General features: G+C 61.3%; 23 protein-coding genes and 2 pseudogenes. 17 read left to right on the top strand and 8 right to left on the bottom strand.

Going from position 1 to position 18,975, the window contains the following annotated elements; genetic code table 11:
* Positions 1-77: 77 nt before the first annotated feature.
* The 7 genes and pseudogenes from KI811_RS12695 to KI811_RS12725 all read left to right on the top strand — a co-directional run.
* A pseudogene (locus tag KI811_RS12695) lies at positions 78-605 on the top strand (transposase); the annotation flags it as partial.
* Between the two features lie 137 nt (positions 606-742).
* Complete coding sequence (locus KI811_RS12700) at positions 743-1,165, top strand: hypothetical protein (protein WP_214186853.1); 423 nt, start codon at positions 743-745, stop codon at positions 1,163-1,165.
* A 36-nt stretch (positions 1,166-1,201) separates the two neighbouring features.
* A pseudogene (locus KI811_RS12705) lies at positions 1,202-1,342 on the top strand (type II toxin-antitoxin system HicA family toxin); the annotation flags it as partial.
* Positions 1,339-1,665: a type II toxin-antitoxin system HicB family antitoxin gene (locus KI811_RS12710; protein ID WP_214186854.1), complete on the top strand. Its 327-nt coding sequence runs from the start codon at positions 1,339-1,341 to the stop codon at positions 1,663-1,665. The pseudogene KI811_RS12705 and the gene KI811_RS12710, both read left to right, overlap by 4 nt.
* 73 nt (positions 1,666-1,738) lie before the next feature.
* A complete protein-coding gene (locus KI811_RS12715; RefSeq protein ID WP_281874741.1) occupies positions 1,739-2,218 on the top strand; it encodes a hypothetical protein in 480 nt (159 codons plus the stop codon).
* Between the two features lie 121 nt (positions 2,219-2,339).
* Positions 2,340-2,723, top strand: coding sequence for a hypothetical protein (locus KI811_RS12720; RefSeq protein ID WP_214186855.1), 384 nt, complete (start codon positions 2,340-2,342; stop codon positions 2,721-2,723).
* A gap of 158 nt (positions 2,724-2,881) precedes the next feature.
* Complete coding sequence (locus tag KI811_RS12725) at positions 2,882-4,219, top strand: HD-GYP domain-containing protein (RefSeq protein ID WP_214186856.1); 1,338 nt, start codon at positions 2,882-2,884, stop codon at positions 4,217-4,219.
* Between the two features lie 50 nt (positions 4,220-4,269).
* Here the strand turns inward: KI811_RS12725 and KI811_RS12730 are convergent, their stop codons facing one another.
* The 4 genes from KI811_RS12730 to dapF form a co-directional block, all read right to left on the bottom strand.
* Positions 4,270-5,094, bottom strand: coding sequence for a nitroreductase family protein (locus KI811_RS12730; RefSeq protein ID WP_214186857.1), 825 nt, complete (start codon positions 5,092-5,094; stop codon positions 4,270-4,272).
* Positions 5,095-5,097: 3 nt separating this feature from the next.
* The gene (locus KI811_RS12735; RefSeq protein WP_214186858.1) at positions 5,098-5,967 is read right to left on the bottom strand and encodes a deoxyribonuclease IV; all 870 of its coding nucleotides are present in this window, start codon (positions 5,965-5,967) and stop codon (positions 5,098-5,100) included.
* 202 nt (positions 5,968-6,169) lie between these two features.
* Positions 6,170-6,583 carry an HIT family protein gene (locus tag KI811_RS12740; RefSeq protein WP_214186859.1) on the bottom strand — a complete coding sequence of 138 codons (414 nt, stop codon included), beginning with the start codon at positions 6,581-6,583 and terminating at the stop codon, positions 6,170-6,172.
* A gap of 87 nt (positions 6,584-6,670) precedes the next feature.
* On the bottom strand, positions 6,671-7,519 hold the full coding sequence (dapF, locus tag KI811_RS12745) for a diaminopimelate epimerase (RefSeq protein WP_214186860.1): 849 nt from the start codon (positions 7,517-7,519) through the stop codon (positions 6,671-6,673).
* 152 nt (positions 7,520-7,671) lie between these two features.
* Between dapF and KI811_RS12750 the strand changes: the two genes are divergently transcribed.
* The 5 genes from KI811_RS12750 (at position 7,672) to larE (ending at position 10,809) form a co-directional block, all read left to right on the top strand.
* Complete coding sequence (locus KI811_RS12750) at positions 7,672-7,881, top strand: hypothetical protein (protein ID WP_214186861.1); 210 nt, start codon at positions 7,672-7,674, stop codon at positions 7,879-7,881.
* A gap of 86 nt (positions 7,882-7,967) precedes the next feature.
* The gene (locus tag KI811_RS12755; RefSeq protein ID WP_214186862.1) at positions 7,968-8,366 is read left to right on the top strand and encodes a cytochrome C; all 399 of its coding nucleotides are present in this window, start codon (positions 7,968-7,970) and stop codon (positions 8,364-8,366) included.
* Between the two features lie 144 nt (positions 8,367-8,510).
* A complete protein-coding gene (locus KI811_RS12760; RefSeq protein ID WP_214186863.1) occupies positions 8,511-8,975 on the top strand; it encodes an RrF2 family transcriptional regulator in 465 nt (154 codons plus the stop codon).
* Between the two features lie 15 nt (positions 8,976-8,990).
* The gene (gene cysK, locus KI811_RS12765; protein ID WP_214186864.1) at positions 8,991-9,914 is read left to right on the top strand and encodes a cysteine synthase A; all 924 of its coding nucleotides are present in this window, start codon (positions 8,991-8,993) and stop codon (positions 9,912-9,914) included.
* Positions 9,915-9,999: 85 nt separating this feature from the next.
* On the top strand, positions 10,000-10,809 hold the full coding sequence (gene larE, locus KI811_RS12770; protein WP_214186865.1) for an ATP-dependent sacrificial sulfur transferase LarE: 810 nt from the start codon (positions 10,000-10,002) through the stop codon (positions 10,807-10,809).
* A 49-nt stretch (positions 10,810-10,858) separates the two neighbouring features.
* Here the strand turns inward: larE and KI811_RS12775 are convergent, their stop codons facing one another.
* Both KI811_RS12775 and KI811_RS12780 read right to left on the bottom strand, forming a co-directional pair.
* Complete coding sequence (locus KI811_RS12775; protein WP_214186866.1) at positions 10,859-11,302, bottom strand: Hsp20/alpha crystallin family protein; 444 nt, start codon at positions 11,300-11,302, stop codon at positions 10,859-10,861.
* Positions 11,303-11,435: 133 nt separating this feature from the next.
* On the bottom strand, positions 11,436-11,609 hold the full coding sequence (locus KI811_RS12780) for a hypothetical protein (protein WP_214186867.1): 174 nt from the start codon (positions 11,607-11,609) through the stop codon (positions 11,436-11,438).
* Between the two features lie 272 nt (positions 11,610-11,881).
* On the opposite strand from KI811_RS12780, the gene KI811_RS12785 reads away from it, so the two are divergent.
* From KI811_RS12785 to KI811_RS12805, 5 genes are all read left to right on the top strand, one after another.
* The gene (locus tag KI811_RS12785; RefSeq protein ID WP_214186868.1) at positions 11,882-12,067 is read left to right on the top strand and encodes a DUF4177 domain-containing protein; all 186 of its coding nucleotides are present in this window, start codon (positions 11,882-11,884) and stop codon (positions 12,065-12,067) included.
* On the top strand, positions 12,064-14,742 hold the full coding sequence (gene polA / locus KI811_RS12790; protein WP_214186869.1) for a DNA polymerase I: 2,679 nt from the start codon (positions 12,064-12,066) through the stop codon (positions 14,740-14,742). Before KI811_RS12785 ends, polA begins: the two co-directional genes overlap by 4 nt.
* 161 nt (positions 14,743-14,903) lie before the next feature.
* A complete protein-coding gene (locus KI811_RS12795; protein ID WP_214186870.1) occupies positions 14,904-15,932 on the top strand; it encodes a GGDEF domain-containing protein in 1,029 nt (342 codons plus the stop codon).
* A gap of 106 nt (positions 15,933-16,038) precedes the next feature.
* Positions 16,039-16,779 (top strand): DUF4197 domain-containing protein, encoded by a 741-nt coding sequence (locus KI811_RS12800; RefSeq protein WP_214186871.1) that lies wholly within the window; start codon positions 16,039-16,041, stop codon positions 16,777-16,779.
* A 45-nt stretch (positions 16,780-16,824) separates the two neighbouring features.
* The gene (locus tag KI811_RS12805; RefSeq protein WP_343213603.1) at positions 16,825-17,682 is read left to right on the top strand and encodes a L,D-transpeptidase; all 858 of its coding nucleotides are present in this window, start codon (positions 16,825-16,827) and stop codon (positions 17,680-17,682) included.
* A 165-nt stretch (positions 17,683-17,847) separates the two neighbouring features.
* Here KI811_RS12805 and KI811_RS12810 read toward each other — a convergent pair whose 3' ends face one another.
* Together KI811_RS12810 and KI811_RS12815 are read right to left on the bottom strand one after the other, a co-directional pair.
* On the bottom strand, positions 17,848-18,261 hold the full coding sequence (locus KI811_RS12810; protein WP_214186873.1) for a hypothetical protein: 414 nt from the start codon (positions 18,259-18,261) through the stop codon (positions 17,848-17,850).
* 30 nt (positions 18,262-18,291) lie between these two features.
* Positions 18,292-18,930 carry an O-methyltransferase gene (locus KI811_RS12815; protein WP_246551740.1) on the bottom strand — a complete coding sequence of 213 codons (639 nt, stop codon included), beginning with the start codon at positions 18,928-18,930 and terminating at the stop codon, positions 18,292-18,294.
* Positions 18,931-18,975 lie beyond the last annotated feature (45 nt).

Below are 18,975 nucleotides of genomic sequence, written 5' to 3' on the forward strand. Positions count from 1 at the left end.
TTGAGAAGTTCTCTCCCAGGGAGTGGTACACTTTTCAATTCCCGTAACTGGTACACTTTTACGTTCCCATTGACACCAAGGGCAAGGCCCACAAGAAATACGAATTTGGCTGCAAGGTATCGCTGGTGAGCACCTCGGAAGACAGCTGGGTTGTGGGCGTCCAAGCCGTCCATGGCAACCCGTATGATGGCCACACCCTGAAGGATGCGCTCGATCAGGCGCAGGCCATCAGCGGTTGGCGGCCCCAGCATGCCTACTGCGACAAAGGCTACAAGGGCGCCCCGGCAGCACTCGGTGACACCGAGATCCATCTGGCCAACAAGAAAAAGAAAAGCATGAAGGCCAGCGCCTGGAAATGGTACCGCCGGCGCAGCGGCATCGAGCCGATCATCGGCCACGTCAAGCAAGACCACCGGATGGACCGCAACTACCTGAAGGGCGAAGAAGGCGACAAAATCAACGCCATCCTGGCCGGGTGCGGCTTCAACATCAGGAAGCTCCTCAGAGCTATCCTTTTGTGGCTTTTCAAAGAGCGATTCAGGGGCATCAATCTGAACCTGATGCCCTTGATGGAGTACTTACCCCGCCGGTTTCAGACCAACTGAGACCGTTTGGGGACTTTTTCAGGGACGACTAATTAGCTAAAGATTCAATAATTACTAGCGACAATATTTCCAACGGATACTTCCAGGCGGCAGTCTCTATCGGCCCCTGAAGCCAGACGTTGGCAAGGGATAAGTGGATGAAAATATTTTTGGCGTTATTATTTATGTTGGTAACAACAACATCTCAAGCAGCCATGCTAAACTCTAAAGAGGCTGCAAGAAACCTTACAGACCAGATCATGACCAAAGTTGCAACAGGTGACATAGAAGGTGGTCTCTTGTTGATGAAACCTTATGTGATTATCCCTGAGTCAGAATTTAATGTAATGCTGGAGCAGACAAAATTACAGCTACCAGTAATACAAGGTAGGTTTGGTAAGATCCTTGGAACCGAGTTCATCAGTGAAAAGGCTGTTGGCAAATCGATGCTACAGATAACTCAAATCCAGAAATTTGAAAAACACGTCATGAGTTGGAAGTTCATATTTTACTGCCCCAATGGCAAGTGGATTCTCAACACCTTCAATTTTGACGACAACATTCGTAGCTTTTTTGAGTAAGCCAACGGGTACTTCCAGGGGGCCGTCGCTGTCGCGCCAGGGAGCGGGTCGCGGGTTCGCTTTGTTTTGAACGGTGTTATCGGCACGTTTCACCGTCCGCATCCGGCAAAGGAGGCGAAACCCTATCAGGTGCACGATGCACGGACTTTTTTGGAGAACGCGGGAGTAACGCCATGAGCACGATGACTTACAAAGGGTATGCAGCTCGAATCGAGTACAGCGAGGAAGACGGTTGCTTTATTGGCCGGATCGCTGGAATCAGGGACGTCATCGGCTTCCACGCCGAATGTGTCAAGGAATTGCGCGAGGCATTTCAAGAGGCCGTAGACGACTATCTGGCAACGTGCGAGAAGCTGGGCCGGGCACCGCAACGGCCATATTCAGGGAAACTCATGTTGCGCGTTCCTCCCGAAGTTCATGCTCGCGCTGCCATGATGGCCGAAGCGCACGGGATGAGTCTCAACCAGTGGGCAACGGACGTCCTTTCGAAAGTGTCTTGAACTGTTCCAACGGGTACTTCCAGTGCACCGTCGCTACCGCGCCGGCCCCTGACGCCTGATGTTGGGTGATGCCGTGCTTCCTGGAACCGTTCTCTTCCCCGCCATGGACCGTCTGCTTCTCATTATCCGCTACGCATGGGCCGCGCCCGCAAGCGCGTTGGGGCTTCTCCTGGCGGCTGTCGCCCTCTGCCTGGGGGCCACCTGCCGTGTGGTGAACGGGGTGGTTGAGGTTGCCGGCGGCCGCTTCACCCGCCTCTTTCCCCTGCTCCCCAGAGTCTTTCATTTCGAGGCCATTACCTTCGGCCATGTGGTGATCGGGCTCGATCACTCCCTTCTCGCGCATCTGCGCACCCACGAGCACGCCCATGTCCGCCAGTACGAGCGGTGGGGTCTCCTGCTCATTCCCCTCTACCTCGGTTCAAGTGCCGTTCAAAAGCTGCGGGGGCGTAACCCCTACCTCAACAACCGTTTCGAGATTGAAGCGTTCGCGAAGGCCGCCGCATCGCCGGGCGGGGCGCATGCGAGCGTCGGGAAGACCGACACGAACGTCTGACTGCCGGCGAATGCCTCGCCACGATTCCAGGGACGATTTTGGGGATTGCCACCATTTCCGGATATGCGCTAGTATTTGCGGACACAGTTCCATCCACGACGAAACATTCAGGAGGCATCACATGAAGAAGTTTTCCCTTCTCTGCATTACCGCGCTGGTCATGGGACTCTGGTGCGTGGCCTACGGGGGCGGCGGTGCCGCCATGAAACTCAAGGCCGGCGATGACGTCTACACCTGCGCCTGCGGCGAGAAGTGCCCCTGTGACACCATGTCGAGGAAGGGTGGCAAGTGCGCCTGCTCCAATGAGCTCAAGAAGATGACCAAGGGGAAGGTGACGAAGGTGGAGAAGGGGACGGCCACGGTTTCGGTCAACAGCCACGAGCGGACCATGAAGACGACCGGAAAGTATGCCTGTGCCTGCGAATCCTCGTGCCAATGCAACACCGTCAGTCAGATTCCCGGCAAGTGCCCCTGCGGCAAGGAGCTGAAAAAGGCCGGATCGTAACGGTTGCTCTCCCGGTTGTACCTTCAGGCGGGTCTTCCATGGCCCGCCTTTTTTTTGCCGTGGAAACGGCACCCTTTTTTCTGGAGAGTTTTTGCGGCGCTGCCGATATGAACAGAGAGAAGCATTCACACTCCCCCTGCTACCGGTGACCTCCTGCCATGGCCAATCGCTTTGCCGATAACCTGACGACCACGTTCTTCCGGAGAAGTCTCTGGATTGCCCTCATCTTCTGCGGGATCATCTCGCTGACCGTCCCGCCGGTCATCTACCACTACCACATCCACCAGTACGAGCTCGAATCCGCGGAGATACTCAACCGCTTCATCAGCGAAGACCTCTGCTTCAGGCCCGAATATCTCATGGAGAACCAGCGAAGCCGTGACGCGGCGGTGGAGCACATCAATGTCTTCATGAAATTCGGCCAGCTGGTCGAGTTCAAGCTCTGGACGGCGGACGCGACCCTAGTCTATGCCTATAACGCCAAGGAACTGATTGGGAAGAAATTCTCCGACAACAGTAAGTTGCACGAGGCTCTCGCATCCGGTGAAACGGTGGTGGAGCTGGAGAGCTCCGATGACGACGATTCCCGGTATCTCAGGGATCACGGCAAGCTTGTGGAGGTCTACGCGCCGATCATCTCGGAGGGAAAGGTCATCGGTGCCGTTGAAGTCTATCGGGCGGCACCCAAGTTCACGCTTCTGAAAACCCACATTGCCCTTGTTCTTTCCATCACGGTCATTCTCTTCATCCTGCTCTATCTTCTGCTCTCCGGCCAGTTCCGACGCGCCACTACGGAGTTGCTGGGGTATGACGAGAAGCTGGAGAAGGCCTACAGTAACCTCGGCCACAGCTATTTCGACACCATCCGGAGCCTCATCAAGGCCCTGGAACTCCGGGACATGGAAACGGAGGGGCATTCCGAACGGGTCGTGGCCCTGTCGATCTTTGTGGGAGAGCGCCTCGGCATCACAAAGCCCGATCTGGACCGGTTGGTGCTCGGTTCCTATCTCCACGATATAGGTAAGATAGGGGTTCCCGACAGCATCCTCCACAAGCCCGGTCCCCTCACCGCCGGCGAGTATGAGAAGATTCGCTCCCATGTGGAAAAGGGGCTTGAGATTATCGGCCCCATCGAGTTCCTGGAGCCGGCAGCGGAGGTGATCCGCTATCACCACGAGAAATGGGATGGAAGCGGCTACAACGAGGGGCTCCGGGGGACCGGCATTCCGGTCTCTGCCCGGATATTCGCGGTGGTGGATGTGTTCGATGCCCTGGTCAGCGACCGCCCCTACCGCTCGTCCATGGCCTTCGATGCGGCGAAGGAGGTGATTCTCGGGGGGCGGGGAAACCACTTCGACCCGGATATCGTCGATCTCTTCATGGCGGTCACGGAGAGCGAATACGAGGCGCTCAAGTCAGAGATCGCAACGAACGGCATTCACCATACGGTAAACGAGGCGGTGGCGAATCTCCTCTCCCGCATCAACGGGAGCTGACAGGTATTTAGGCGGGCTGCGGCCACCGTTGAGGAACGGGGCGGAACAGTTCAGCGCCAGGTGACGTCGAGGCGGTTGCGTTTGGGGGGGCGGTGGTAGCCAGTTGCCGGGTAGCCGAGGAGGATGGCGTAGCCGGGCCGGTGCCCCGGGGGGAGGTTCAGTGCCCGCCGGAGCGGTTCCCACGACTCGGCGGCCATCTGGAAGAACCCCCCCAGGCAGGTGCCCACGCCGTGGGCCGGCGCCGCGATTTCCAGGTGGGCGGCGGCGATGATGGCGTCCACGTCGGCTGTGGGGTGCTGGCGGTCCGAGTAGGGGATAACCAAGTGAGGGGCATTGCGGCAGATGGGGTCGTTCCCCTTGCGCCACGAGCGGATCATGCCGGCGACGTTGAAGTGGGGCCCCAGGCGTGAGCCCCCTTCCAGCTGGGAGCGGAGCCAGTCGACGGCCAGCCCCGTCAGCCGCCGCACCTCGGCGGTGTCGTGGATGACGAGCCATTTCACCCCCTGCCGGTTGCTGCCGGTGGGGGCGAACCGGACCACATCCAGGAGGGTTTCGATGGTTTCACGGGGGACCGGGTCGGGCCGGAAGTGACGGATGGAGCGCCGCATCCGCAGGTAGGCGTCGAGGTCTTCGGGCGCAATGGGCGTAATGGGCGGCGGGTAGGTGGCCGGGTCGAGGCGGGGGGCGTCCACCGCCAGGGCGCCGGTGGAGCAGACCGCCTCGCAGTGGCCGCAGACGATGCAGCGGCCGGCGCCGGTGTCGGTGAAGCGCGGCAGGAGCCCCGCCTCCGGCAACTCGACGATGCGCAGGGGGCAGACGGCGACGCAGGCCCCGCAGCGGGTGCAGAGGGAACCGGTTACGATCAGGTCGGGCATCGGTCAGTTCTTTTCCTTCGTTCCCGTGGCCACGAGCCCCCGGAGCGTCTTGAGGTTCATGACGTCGAACTCGTCATCGTCCCCCTTGGGGGTTTCGATGATTTTCGGGACCTTGGCAAAACGAGGGTCGTTCACCAGTGAGCGGAACCCTTCGAGCCCCATGGCCCCCTGGCCGATGTGCTCATGGCGGTCGACCCGGCAGTTGAGCCCCTTTTTGGAGTCGTTCATGTGAAAGCACTGGAGCCGGTCGATGCCGATGATCCGGTCGAAATCGGCGAAGACCTGCCGGTATCCTTCCGGCGTGGTGATGTCGTAGCCGGCGGCAAAGGTGTGGCAGGTGTCGTAGCAGACGGCGAAGCGGCCGGGGTGGGCAGAGCCGTCGATGATGGCCCGCAGGTGCTCGAAGGTGTGGCCAAGGTTCGTCCCCTGGCCCGCAGTGGTCTCCAGGAGGATCTTCCCGGTGAACTCGGGGACCGCGGGGATGAGCGCGTCGAAGGCCTCGCAGATGCGCCTGATGCCGGTCTCTTCCCCGTCCCCCACGTGGGAGCCGGGGTGCATGACGATCTTCGTGATGCCGAGGCGGGCGCAGCGCTCCATCTCCTCCCGGAAGGAGAGGAGGCTCTTGTCCCGGGTCTCCCCCGGGGCGGCGGCCAGGTTGATGAGGTAGATGTCGTGGCAGACGATCTCGTGGAGCCCCGATTCCTCCCACTTTTCCCGGAAGAGGGCCACGTCGGAGTCGCTGGGGATTTTCCCCCGCCATTGGTTGGAGTTCTGGGTGAATATCTGGATGACGCCGCACCCCACCTTCACCCCCCGGTCAGGGGCGTTGTGGAGGCCGCCGGCGATGGACATGTGGGCGCCGAAGTAATCCATGGGAATACCTTTCTTTTCTTGATAACACGGAGAGACGGAGGGCACGGAGAACAGTAGCAAAAACAGGGATAAGCAGGATGTTCAGGATTGAAGGCTTTTTAGGCCATACGATCGGTAACGATTTTTGGGGTTCGTTGTCCTGAATATACCTGTAAACAAATGGTTGTTGGTTCTCTCCGTGTTCTCCGTTGCTCCGTGTTATTCAAGCGAGTTGTTTTCTGATCAGCTCGATCCGCCCGACATACTCCCCATCACTGAGTATAACCTCCCCGTGGGGCTCGCTCCAGATGGGGCGGGGCCAGAGGGGATCGGAGGCGAAGCGGGGGACCAGGTGCCAGTGCATGTGGGGAACCATGTTGCCGAGGAGCTCGTAGTTCATTTTAGCGGGCTTGAAGAGGGTGTAAAGGGCCGAGGCCACGGCCGTGACCTCTTCCATGATCCCCTGGCGGATGGCGCGATCCAGGTGGAACAGCTCGGTGACGTGCTCTTTGGTGAAGACGAAGGTGTAGCCGGGGAAGAACTGGTCGCGGTTCAGCATGACCAGGGTGTGCTCCAGCTCGGCGATGCGCAGGGCCGGTTCGTCGTGCCATTTGGTGCACATGGGGCAGGGGGACATGGATACCTCCAAGGACGAAGGGCCAAAGGGAGCCGGGACTTACCCCCGATCCGCCTTTGGCCCTTTGTTCGTTTGTGTGAGCCGGTACTACAGTTTCGCCAGGTCGATTTCGCCGGAGAAGACTTCCGTGGCCGGGCCGGTCATGTAGAGGAATCCGTCGTCGGCCCACTCCAGCTCCAGGTCGCCGCCCGAGAGGTGGTTGAGGATCTTCTTCTCGGTGAGGCCGTTGAGGGTTCCGGCCACGCAGACGGCGCTGGCGCCGGTGCCGCAGGCCAGGGTCTCGCCGGCGCCCCGCTCCCAGGTCCGCTGGCGCACCTCGGTGCGGGAAATGATCTGGACGAATTCCACATTGGTGCGGCGGGGGAAGAGCTCGTGATTCTCGATGAGGGGACCGTACTTTTCCACCTGGAAGCTCTCCACGTCATCCACGAAGATGACGCAGTGGGGGTTACCCATGGAGACGCAGGTGATGTTGAACGTGGTGTGGAGGATGTTGAGGGGTTGGCTGACGATCTGCCCGTCGGCGGGCTCGCCCGCCATGGGAATCTCGGACCGCTTCAGTCGGGGAACGCCCATGTTGACCCGCACCTTCTCGATCGTGCCGTCGGCGCCGGGGACCAGCTGCAGCGTCAGGATGCCGGCGCCGGTCTCGGCGGTGATCTCCTTCTTGGAGACGATGCCGTGATCGTAGGCGTACTTGGCCACGCACCGGATGCCGTTGCCGCACATCTCCGACTCGGAGCCGTCGGAGTTGAACATCCGCATCCGGACGTCGGCCTTGTCGGAGGGCATGATGAGGATGAGGCCGTCGGAGCCGATGCCGAAGTTGCGGTTGGAAACCTGTATGGCCACCTGCTCCGGATTGTCGACCCGCTCCTCGAAGCAGTTCACGTAGACGTAGTCGTTGCCGGCGCCGTGCATCTTGGTAAATTTCATGGAAGTTCCCCTCGTTATTGAAGAAAGTGAATCGAATCCCCGTAGAAATACCAGAAACGCCCGTTGCCAACAAGGAAAAATCTCCCCTCCTTGACCGCGTCGCCGATTCTTGAGTATGATGCGTATAAATATTCGCAGGGAGGAACGTTCCCATGGAACTTAAAAACAAAATCTGGATGACCGGCAACCTGGATTGGTTTGCCTACGTGGGCGAGGAGGAGATGTACCTGGGGAGGCGCGAGGTCCCTTCTCCCCTTGAGGAGGGAGACGCCTGGATCAATGTCCTTGGCGACAGTTTCAAGGTGGAAGACGGCGAGATCAAGTATCTCGGCAGGGTGGAGCCCCCCCAAACGTTCTGGTGAGACGGGGCGCTGCGGCGCCGTTGCGCTGGGTCCGCCCCGTGGTATCCTTGTCGGGTACGATCCCGATGAGGAGGTGCCGTCATGGGGTGAAGCCCGTCGCATCCGCGGTTCTGGCAGTGGTGGTGTTGTTGGCGGGTCCGGCGCCTGTCCGGGCCGAATCGGTCGACCATTACGGCGCCATGGTCGACCGGCGCGCCACGGTCGAGGAGTGCGTTACCTGCCACGACGGAACCATCGCAAAGGACGTCGCATACTGCCGCGAGAACTGTTCGTTCAGGACCCCCCACCCCATCATGCGCCGCTACCCTCCGCCGGGGCGGGAAGCTGCATACCGTCCGGTCGAGTTCCTCCGGGAGGCGGGAATCGAGTTGGCGGACGGGATGGTCGTCTGCATTTCCTGCCACAACCTCGGCAATCCACCCCCCTTTCATCTGGCCGTAAATCCTGCCACCGGCAGCCTCTGTTTGTCCTGCCATATCCAGTAACACCTTTCACGTTCTGCCGTTCCGGAAGAGTTTATCGTGGAATTCCCATGTTGTTTCCGTGGAAACTTTTGAGTCTATTGTTTATATTCTTGACGCTGCAGGTAAAGGAACGTATAGTGACGTAAAACGCTGAAGGAGGATCGTGTGAAGCTCTCTACGAAAAGCCGCTACGGTCTGCGGGCAATCTTCGACATAGCCTACAATTCCGGGAATCTCCCGGCACAGGTCCAGGATATCTCCCGTCGGCAGGGAATTTCGCCCCGGTATCTGGAGCAGATCTTCCAGGGGCTCAAGCGGGCCGGCATCCTCAAGAGCAAGCGGGGGCCCCAGGGGGGATACTGTCTCGCCAAGAAACCCGAGGAGATCACGGTGGCCGATGTTCTGCTCGCGACGGAACGGGACATGAACCTTGTGGAATGCACCAGCAAGCGTAAGAAAAAAGTCGAGTGCGGCTTCGACGGCACGTGCGTCACCCAGGAACTCTGGTGCGAGGCAAGCAATAGGCTTGTGGAGTATTTTTCGGCCATCACGGTGAAGGATCTGTGCGACCGGGGCCAATCCATGGGGATCAAGCGGGAGCAGGACCACCGTTTTATGTATTTCATCTGAGAAAAGGAGACGGAGATGCCGGTATTTAACAGCGACAAGGTAATCGAGCAGATCGGCAACACGCCGCTGCTGCGTCTGGCTAGGCTTGAGGCGCCCGGTTTCGCGGCCGTGTACGGCAAGGCGGAGTTCTTCAACCCGGGCGGCAGCGTGAAGGACCGCATCTGCCTGGCGATGATCGAGGCGGCCGAGAAAGACGGCTCCCTCAAGCCGGGGATGACCGTGGTGGAGCCCACCAGCGGCAATACCGGCATCGGCCTCTCCATGATCTGCACCATCAAGGGATACAAGCTCGTTCTCACCATGCCCGACACCATGACCGTGGAGCGGCGCAGGCTCCTGGCAGCCTACGGGGCCGAGCTCATCCTGACCCCGGGGGCCCAGGGGATGCGGGGCGCCGTCCAGAAGGCGGAAGAGCTGGCTGCCCAGCCGGGTCACATCATGATGCAGCAGTTCAAGAACGGGGCGAACCCCGAGGCACACCGCAGGACCACCGGACCCGAGATCGTCGAGGCCCTCAGGGGCCAGAGCATCGACGCCTTCGTGGCAGGGGTCGGAACCGGCGGCACCATCACCGGCGTCGGCGAGGTGCTGAAGGGGCACAACGCCGCCGTGCGGATCGTGGCGGTGGAGCCCGACTCCTCCCCCATCCTCTCCGGCGGGCAGCCCGGTCCCCACAAGATTCAGGGGATCGGTGCCGGCTTTGTCCCCGACGTGCTCAACACGAAGGTCTACGATGAGGTGATCCGGGTGACCAACGAGGACGCCTACGAAACCGTCCGGCGCCTGGCCCAGGAAGAAGGGGTTCTCGTGGGGATATCCTCCGGCGCCAACGTCTTTGCCGCGCTCCAGGTGGCGAAGAAGCTGGGACCGGGCAAGAGCGTGGTGACGATCCTCTGCGACACCGGGGAGCGGTACCTCTCGACCGGTGTGTTCGACTAGTCGCCCATAGCAAAGGATAGGGGCACTCCGCGGGGTGCCCCGTCAATCGCCCCGTTTCGGGGCGTTTGTTTTTCAGGGGAGTCACATGGACGCGGTTCACGAAAAATACGAAAAGCTCAAAACCATTCTCCGGGAGATGGGGTCGGTGCTGGTTGCTTTCTCCGGCGGGGTCGACTCCACGTTCCTGCTCCGGGTTGCCCATGATGTCCTGGGCGACCGGGCCGTGGCTTTTACCGCCACCTCTCCCACCTATCCTGAGTCCGAGTTACGGGAGGCGGTGGCCTTTGCCATGGAGATGGGCGCCCGGCAGGTGGTGGCGGAGTCCAATGAGCTGGAGATTCCCGGTTTTGCCGGGAATCCCCGCAACCGCTGTTACCACTGCAAGAAGGAGCTGTTCCAACTGGCCGGAGCACGGGCCGCAGAGCTGGGGCTCGCCTGGGCCGCCGACGGGAGCAACGTGGACGACCTTTCCGATTTCCGTCCCGGGCGGCAGGCGATCCAGGAGCTCGGTGTCCGGAGCCCGCTCCTGGAGGCGGGGCTCGGCAAGGAGGAGATTCGGCAGCTCTCGCGGGAACTGGGGCTTCCCACGTGGAACAAGCAGGCGTTTGCCTGCCTGTCGAGCCGCTTCCCCTACGGGACCGAAATCACGCCGGAGCGCCTCCGGCAGGTGGGAGAGTGCGAGGAGTTCCTGAAGGGGGAAGGATTTTCCACGTACCGAGTCCGCTACCACGGCGATACGGCCCGCATCGAGTTGGGCGAAGCGGAAATTCCGCGGTTTCTGGAACCGGCCATGCGCCGAAAGGTGGCGACTTTCTTCAAGGGAGCGGGGTTTACCTATGTGGCACTTGATCTGGAAGGGTATCGCACGGGAAGCATGAACGAAGGTTCACGCTGAAAAAAGTGAGGCATGAAACGAAAAGGCCGGGTTTCCCCGGCCTTTTCGTTTACTTCACTTCCACGTTGATCTGCTTCGGCTTGGTTTCCTCGCGCCGGGGAAGGGTTATGGTCAGGATTCCCTTGTCGCAGACCGCCTTGACGGTATCGCGGTCGATGGTGGTGGGGAGCGAGAAGCTCCTCATGAAGGAGCCGTAGTACCGCTCGACCCGATGGTAGTTCTCCTTCTTCACCTCCTGGTCGTGCTTGCGCTCGCCCCGGATGGTGAGGGTGTTGTCCTCGATTTTTACCTCGATGTCCTTCTGGTCGATGCCGGGGAGCTCGGCCTTGATGACGACGCCGTTTTCATCCTCGAAGATGTCCACCGGCGGCTGCCATACCCCTTCGCGGAGTTCTTCGCCGCTCTCCCTGCTCCACGCCATGTCCAGGAGCCGGTTCATCTGCTCCTGCAGGTTCCTGAGGTCCCCAAACGGGCTGTACTTGACGATTGCCATGGTTCATGCACCTCCTGGTGGTTGTGTTACCCATAACATAATCACTCATCCGCCACAGTCAAGGGGGGAGGACGCCGTGTGCGTTCCTCCCCCCTCATTTCCGCATCAGTGCTGCTATTTCATTGTCAGGCTGTCAGACCCGCTTCCCCTTGGGCACGCTGTGCTTGAGCTTCTTGGAGCCGTCGTAGAGATTCCCCTTCAGGACCCCCCGCCGTTCCTTCTGGTCCCTCTTGTCATAGTCGGTGGAGAGGTTGATTTCAGCGTCTTCAGCCAGCTTTTCGATCGTTTCGTTTTCTTTTTCCATCATGCCGCACACCTCGTGTCGTTGATGGGCACGCCGTGGGGCGCGCCGGTTGGTCCACAATGAGCAATCCCTCTGGGCACCTCCTTTCTTCTGTGTGACTCCATGATACCATGGCATCCAGGAGATGCAATTGACGGAAAATTAAAATTTTATCAGCATTATTAATGAGTTATGGAGCAATGGTATTGTCGTTCCGCAGGGCCTTATGCCTTGATGGACGGCGCGATATGGGCTACTATCCTGCGAGGTTCGAAGATAGTACGGAGAGGTGCGCAATGCCCATATACAAGGTTGTTGAGATAAATACGGTTACCGAGGATGTCCTGGAGGAGGTTCTCAACGAGTGGACCGCCAAGGGGTGGCGGTTCGACGGGATGCAGTTCGCCATGCGGGATGCGAGCCGGCGCCCCGCCATGGCCTTTGTCTTTTTCACGCGGGAGGAACGGGAGGTGGCGCCATGACCGGGAAACAGACCCTCTACCTCATCGACGGCTCATCCTATATCTACCGGGCCTACTACGCCATCCGGCACCTCTCGTCCCCCAAGGGGTTCCCAACCAACGCCCTCTACGGCTTCACCCAGATGCTCCTCAAGGTCATCAAGGACCGCCGTCCGGACCATATCGCCGTGGTCTTCGACGCAGGGCGGACCACCTTCCGCACCGAGCTCTACCCCGACTACAAGGCCAACCGCTCCGCCATGCCCGACGATCTCGTTCCCCAGATCGCCCCCATCAAGGAGATGGTCCGGGCCTTCAACATCCCGGTGCTGGAGTTGGCGGGGTACGAGGCCGACGACATCATCGGCACCATCGCCCGGGAGTGCGAAGAGCGAGGGATGGAGGCGGTGGTGGTCACCGGCGACAAGGACCTGATGCAGATCGTGAGCGAGCGGGTCACGCTCCTCGACACCATGAAGGAGAAGGCCTCGGGCATCCCCGAGGTGCGGGAGCGGTTCGGTGTCGGGCCGGAAGCGGTGATCGACATCCTCGGCCTCGCCGGGGACACCTCCGACAACATCCCCGGCGTGCCCGGCATCGGCGAGAAGACCGCCATGAAGCTGATCCAGGAGTTCAGCTCACTTGATGCCCTCCTGGAGCGGGCTGGCGAGGTGAAGGGAAAGACCGGGGAGAAGCTCCGGGAGTTCGCCGACCAGGCCCGCCTCTCCCGGCAGTTGGCCACCATCGTGCGGGACGTGCCGATGGCATTCGACTTCGACGCCTTTGCCGCATCCTCCCCCGACAACCGGCGGCTGGCCGAGCTCTTCAAGGAATACGGCTTCACCACCCTCATGAAGGAACTGACCAGCGAGGCGACCCTCTCCACCGAGCAATACCGCACGATTGTTGCGGAAGAGGAGTTTCAAGCGCTCCTGGCGGATCTGAAGGCTGCCGGCACCTTTGCCGTGGACCTGGAGACCACGAGCCTGAACCCCCTGGAGGCGGAGATCGTCGGCATCTCCCTCAGCTTCCGGGACCACGAGGCATGCTACATCCCGGTGGGGCACTTTTACCTTGGCGCGCCGTCGCAGCTCCCGCGCCAGCGGGTGTTGGACGCCCTGCGCCCCCTCCTCGTCGACCCGAAAATCCGCAAGGTGGGGCAGAACCTGAAGTACGACTACCAGGTCTTCCGCCGTCACGGCATCGAGCTGGCCGGGGTCTGGTGCGACACCATGGTGGCCTCCTACCTCCTGAACCCGGTCCGCTCCAGCCATGGCCTCGATTCCCTCTCCGTGGAATACCTGGATCACAGGATGATCTCCTACGAGGAGGTGGCGGGGAAGGGGAAGGAGCAGGTGAATTTCTCCCAGGTGCCGGTGGAGAAGGCCTCCATCTATTCCTGCGAGGACTCGGACGCCGCGTGGCTCCTTCACCGTCTCTTCCTCCCCCGGGTGGCGGAGCGGGGGATGGAGCGGCTCTTCTTTGATGTGGAGATGCCCCTGGTGCCGATTCTGGCCGAGATGGAGCTTGCCGGGGTGAAGCTGGACCTCCCCCTTCTCGGGGAACTCTCCGCCGGTTTCGGGAAGCAGCTGGCGGAACTGGAGGAGCGGATCACGGGGCTTGCGCCGGAGCCCTTCAATATCAACTCACCCAAGCAGTTGGGAGAGGTGCTCTTCGAGAAGCTGAAGCTCCCCACCGGGAAGAAGACCAAGACCAAGACCGGCTGGTCCACCAACGTGGAGGAGCTGGAGCGGCTGGCCGAGGCGGGCCACGAGATCGCGGCCCTCATCCTCCAGTACCGGGGGCTCGCGAAGCTGAAATCCACCTACACCGATGCCCTCCCCAAGCTGGTGCAGCCGGCAACGGGAAGGGTCCACACCTCCTACAACCAGACCGTCACCAACACGGGGCGGCTCTCCTCGTCGGAGCCGAACCTGCAGAACATCCCGGTCCGGACCGAGGAGGGGCGGCGGATCCGCCGGGCCTTCATCGCCGAGGAGGGGCACCTGCTCCTCTCCGCAGACTACTCCCAGATCGAGCTCCGGGTCCTGGCTCACCTCTCGGAGGACCGGGTCTTCTGCGACGCCTTTGCCAAGGACGAGGACATCCACACCCGCACCGCCGCCGAGGTCTTCGGCCTCTTCCCCGAGATGGTGACCCCCGAGATGCGGCGCCAGGCCAAGGCCATAAACTTCGGCGTCATCTACGGCCAGGGGGCCTTCAGTCTGGCAAAGCAGCTCGGCATTGCGACAAAGATAGCCAGGGAGTTCATCGACAACTACTTCGCCCGCCATCCCGGGGCCCGGGCCTTCCTGGACGGGTGCGTGCGGGAGGCGGAGGCGAAGGGGTACGTGACCACGCTCCTGGGCCGCCGGCTCCCGATCCCCGACATCAAGAGCGCCAACGGCAACATCCGGGCCTTTGCCCAGCGCAACGCCGTCAACTACCCGATCCAGGGGTCCGCCGCCGACATCATCAAGGAGGCCATGGTGAGGGTAACTGCCCGGATGGGACGTGACGGCATGCGGAGCCGGCTCATCATGCAGGTTCACGACGAACTGGTCTTCGAGGTTCCGGAGAATGAGGTGGTTGCCATGGAACAGCTCGTGCAGCACGAGATGGAGCACGCCGTGCCCCTGCGCGTGCCTCTCAGGGTGGATATCAGCCACGGCAGGAACTGGAGCGAGGCCCACTAGGCCATGCCAGAGTCCGGTAGGGGCAGGGATTGATGCTTCTTCTATAGACGGGTTTTATTAAGAATAACTGCGTGGAATAGCGGGCCTCTTTCGTGATAGTGTTTACGTCCTTGTACTGAGGAAAACCCGGCCCCTGCCCATGGCGGGGAGAGGAGGCGGTTGTGGGGTGTGATATTTTGCAGGAGATCCTTGAATCATGCCTGTCCCTGGAGAAAAAGGCTGCGGCCATCTTCAGGGCCTTTGCCGCCCATGCCGTCCGGGACGACGCCCGGAGTTTCTGGGAGGCCGTGGCCGATGAAACCAACCACCACAGCGCCCTCTACGAACGCCTCAACACGCCTCTTGCCGAAGGGGGGACCGCTCCCCTCGTCATCTACAAGCCGGCCGAGACTCGGGAAGAGCTGGAGATGATCGAGCGAAACATCGACGAGCAGTTCGAACTCTACCAGGAATCTCCCACCCCCGAGGCCTCCTGCCTCCTCGGGTTCCGGCTCCAGCTCTATCTCCTCCACCCCGCCTTCGCCAGCCTCTGCCGCATGACCAAGGATGTCACCGGCGAGGATGCCAACGACCTGGGCTACGGCCGGTATCTGCGCCGGTTTATCGACGGGGTCGGCGTCTGCGGCATGGCCACGGCCGAATCGGAGCTCCTGGGCGAAGCCCTCTTCCGACTCTGGAATGAGGCGCGGCAGCTGGCAACCCAGTCTCACGTGGATGCCCTGACCGGGGTCCTCACCCGGGCCGGCTTCTTCCAGGCCGTTCCCCCCCTGGCCTATGCGGCCCAGCGCAACGGGAACAACTCGGCCATCATGCTCATCGATATCGACTACTTCAAGCTCTTGGGCGAGAATTACGGCCACCAGACCGGCGACCGGGTGCTCCAGGTGGTGGCCGACACCATCACGTCGCACCTGCGGCGCTCCGACGTGGTGGGGCGCTATGACGGTGACGAGTTCATCGTCTATCTCTCGCCGGTGGAGCCGGCCTCCCTCAAGTCCGTGGCCGAGAACCTCCGGGTCCAGGTGGAGGAGGCGAGCGCCCGGCTCGTCCCGGTCACCATCAGCATCGGCGTGGCCCAGGGAACTTTCGGCCCCGACGTGGACCATTCCCTCGAAGAGCTGGTCCGCAAGGCCGACGAGTGCCAGATGCAGGCCAAGTACACCGGCAAGAACAAGGTCGTCATGAAGTAACCCGCCACGGGCCAAGGCCTGTGACATCAATACATCTCCTGCTTGCGTTGAATCAAAATCGGGGCATACTTCCTCAGTGAGTTGATTAACCACCGGGAGGTGCCCCATGCGCAACATCCTCGTCTCCATCCTTTCTCTCTCGCTTATCATCTCCGCATCCCCAAGCCACGCCGGATTCCTGGATGATCTCACCAGACAGGCGGCTCCGTTCCTCCAAGGGGGGATGGGGAGCAGTCTGGACGACTCCACCATCGTCAAGGGACTCAAGGAGGCACTTGCCACCGGCACCGAGCGGGCCGTTAACGAGGTGGCGAAGCCCGACGGCTACTTCGGCAACAGCCTCATCAAGATCATGCTCCCCGACAAGTTCCAGAAGGTGGCCGACCTCCTGGGTACCGTGGGTTATCAGAAGCAGGTGGACGAGTTCGTGCTGAGCATGAACCGGGCGGCGGAGAAGTCGGCCCCCCAGGCGGCCCGCTTTTTCGGCGACGCCATCCGGGATATGAGCGTGGAGGATGCGCGGGGGCTCTTGAACGGCGGCGACCGAGCCGCCACCGACTTCTTCGAGAAGAAGACCCGCGGCAAGCTCTACGACGCCTTTAAGCCGACCGTGGGTAAAACCATGGGAGAGGTGGGGACCGTCAAGGCCTTCCAGGATATGGTGGGGAAGTACCAGGCGCTCCCCCTGGCCGCCTTCGGGGGCAAGCCGTCCCTGGACCTGAACGATTACGTGACCAACAAGGCCCTGGACGGACTCTTCACCATGGTGGCCGCGGAGGAGAAGAAGATCAGGACGAACCCGGCGGCGAGGACCACTGACCTGCTGAAGACGGTGTTCGGTAAATAGGAGTGAAGGGTGTGGTGCAGTTCCGGGATTCAGTGGAGCCTGAAAGTGCCGCTGTTGGCGTGTGGGACGCTCTTGGGGGCGTTGCCGGCGGGAGCGACCATCTTTCCGGGACCGGCCGAGGTGGTGGGGCAAAGCTCGCTGCAGGAAATCCGGGGAGGAGAATCGCTCATTGAGCTTGCCCGGACCCATGACCTCGGCTTCAACGAGATTGCAGCGGCCAATCCCGGTCTCGATCCCTTTGTCCCAAGCGCCGGCCGCCCCGTGGCCATCCCGGGACGGCATGTGGTTCCCGTGGCGGCGGTGCCGGGGCGGCTTGTGGTGAATCTGTCCGAGCTTCGCCTGTACTTCGTTCCGGAAGGGGGCGTGCCGCGTATTGTCTCCTTCCCGGTCGGGACGGGAAGCGAGGGGAAGGAAACCCCCCTTGGCGTCTACCGGGTGACGGAGAAGCGCGCCAATCCCGCCTGGCACGTTCCCCTATCCATTCGCCAGGAGCGGCCCCGCCTACCCGCCGTGGTCCCCCCCGGACCCGACAATCCCCTCGGAAGCCACGCCCTGCGGCTGACCGACGACGGCCTGATGATTCACGGCACCAACCGGCCATGGGGAGTTGGCCGAGCCGTGAGCCACGGCTGTATCCGGCTCTATCCCGAGGATATCCCCGTCCTCTTTCGGCTCGTTACGCTCGGGACCCCGGTAGCCATCGTCCGGGAGCCGGTGAAGGTGGGTGATCAGGAGGGGCGACTCCTCATCGAGGTCCATCGGGATGACGGAGCCGGTATCGACTACGCGGCGGAGGCAACCCGCCTTATCCTGGCGCGGGGGAGGCTTGACCAGGTGGACTTCCCGCGTCTCTTCCGGGCCCTGGCCGAGAAACGGGGGATGCCGGTCGATATCGGTCGCTGACCACTAATCCTACAACCGCGGTAGTTGGATAACACGGAGAGACTGAGAGCACGGAGAAACCAACAGATCGGCTAAGTTTATTGTCGATCCCGCAGGTGATGAAAATCTGGATGGTCCTTGAACTCGAATATCGGACTCTCTGTTTCTCCGTGTTATTGAAAGGTTTTATTTCTTCTGCTGGAGCTCGAAGGCCTTCGCTGATTTCCCCGCCGACTGCTCCGCCTGCTGGGCGGCTCCCTCTGCCTTTGTTGCGGCCGCTTCAGCCTTTGATGCGGCTGTCTCCGCCCTGGTTGCAGCCGCGGATGCCGCTTCCGCCGATTTCTGGGCGTTCTGGGCCGCCTGCTGGATCTGGTCGCGGGCATCGGCGTTTTCGCGTTTCACCGCATCCAGGTCGGCTGGCGTGACCACGGGGCGTTTCGCCAGATCGGCAACCTGGGCCTCGATGGTATTCAGCCGTTTTTCCAGTCCGTTGATCCGATCCGACAGGGGAGCGGTCTGCTCCTGGACGAATGTTTTGGTGGCGCACCCCGCCGTGAGGGCGAGAAAAGGGATGACTGCCGCAGTGACTATTCGCTTCATGGTTTTCCCCCTTGTGGTGCCGTTCTGGCGTTACGACAGGCGATAGGAGAGCATCACCCCGTCCCGCAGCGGGAGGATGGAGGTGAAAAAGTCCTTCCGGCCGGTCAAGAAATCGTTGAATTCCCGTATGCCGCGGGTTTCGGGGTCGTCCTCACCCTCCACCACCTTGCCGTGCCAGAGGGCGTTGTCGGCGATGACCAGGGCATGGGGGGCAAGGTGCGGGATCATGGCCTCCAGGGCTTCCCGGTACTGGTGCTTGTCCAGGTCGATGAAGAGGATGTCGATGTCGCGGTAATCGCGGCCGATCTTCAGGGCGTCGCCGACCCGGAACTCCACCCGGTCGATGAGGCCGCTTTCCTGGAACATCTCCTTGGCGTAGGCGATGTTTGTGGGGGAGTAGTCGGTCATGACCACCTTTCCCGTGATGCTGATGGCCCGGGCGAACCACCAGGCCGAGTAGCCGAACCCCGAGCCCAGTTCCACCACGAGCCGGGGCTGCTTGAGGCGTGTGAGGATATAGAGGAACCGCCCCACCAGGCGGTCAACGATGGGGAAGCCCAATGCCTTGGCCCTGCTTTCCATCGCGAGGAGGCTGGGGTTATCCTCGGGCGCCAGCCCCATGAGGTACTCCTCGATGCGGGGATCGGTTATGGGGATCATCGTTCGCATTCCTTCCAGGTATCCTTAACCCATACGTCTTTCAAGTCTAACACT

It is taken from the genome of Geobacter hydrogenophilus, assembly GCF_018501225.1.
GTDB classification, from domain to species: Bacteria; Desulfobacterota; Desulfuromonadia; order Geobacterales; family Geobacteraceae; genus Geobacter; species Geobacter hydrogenophilus.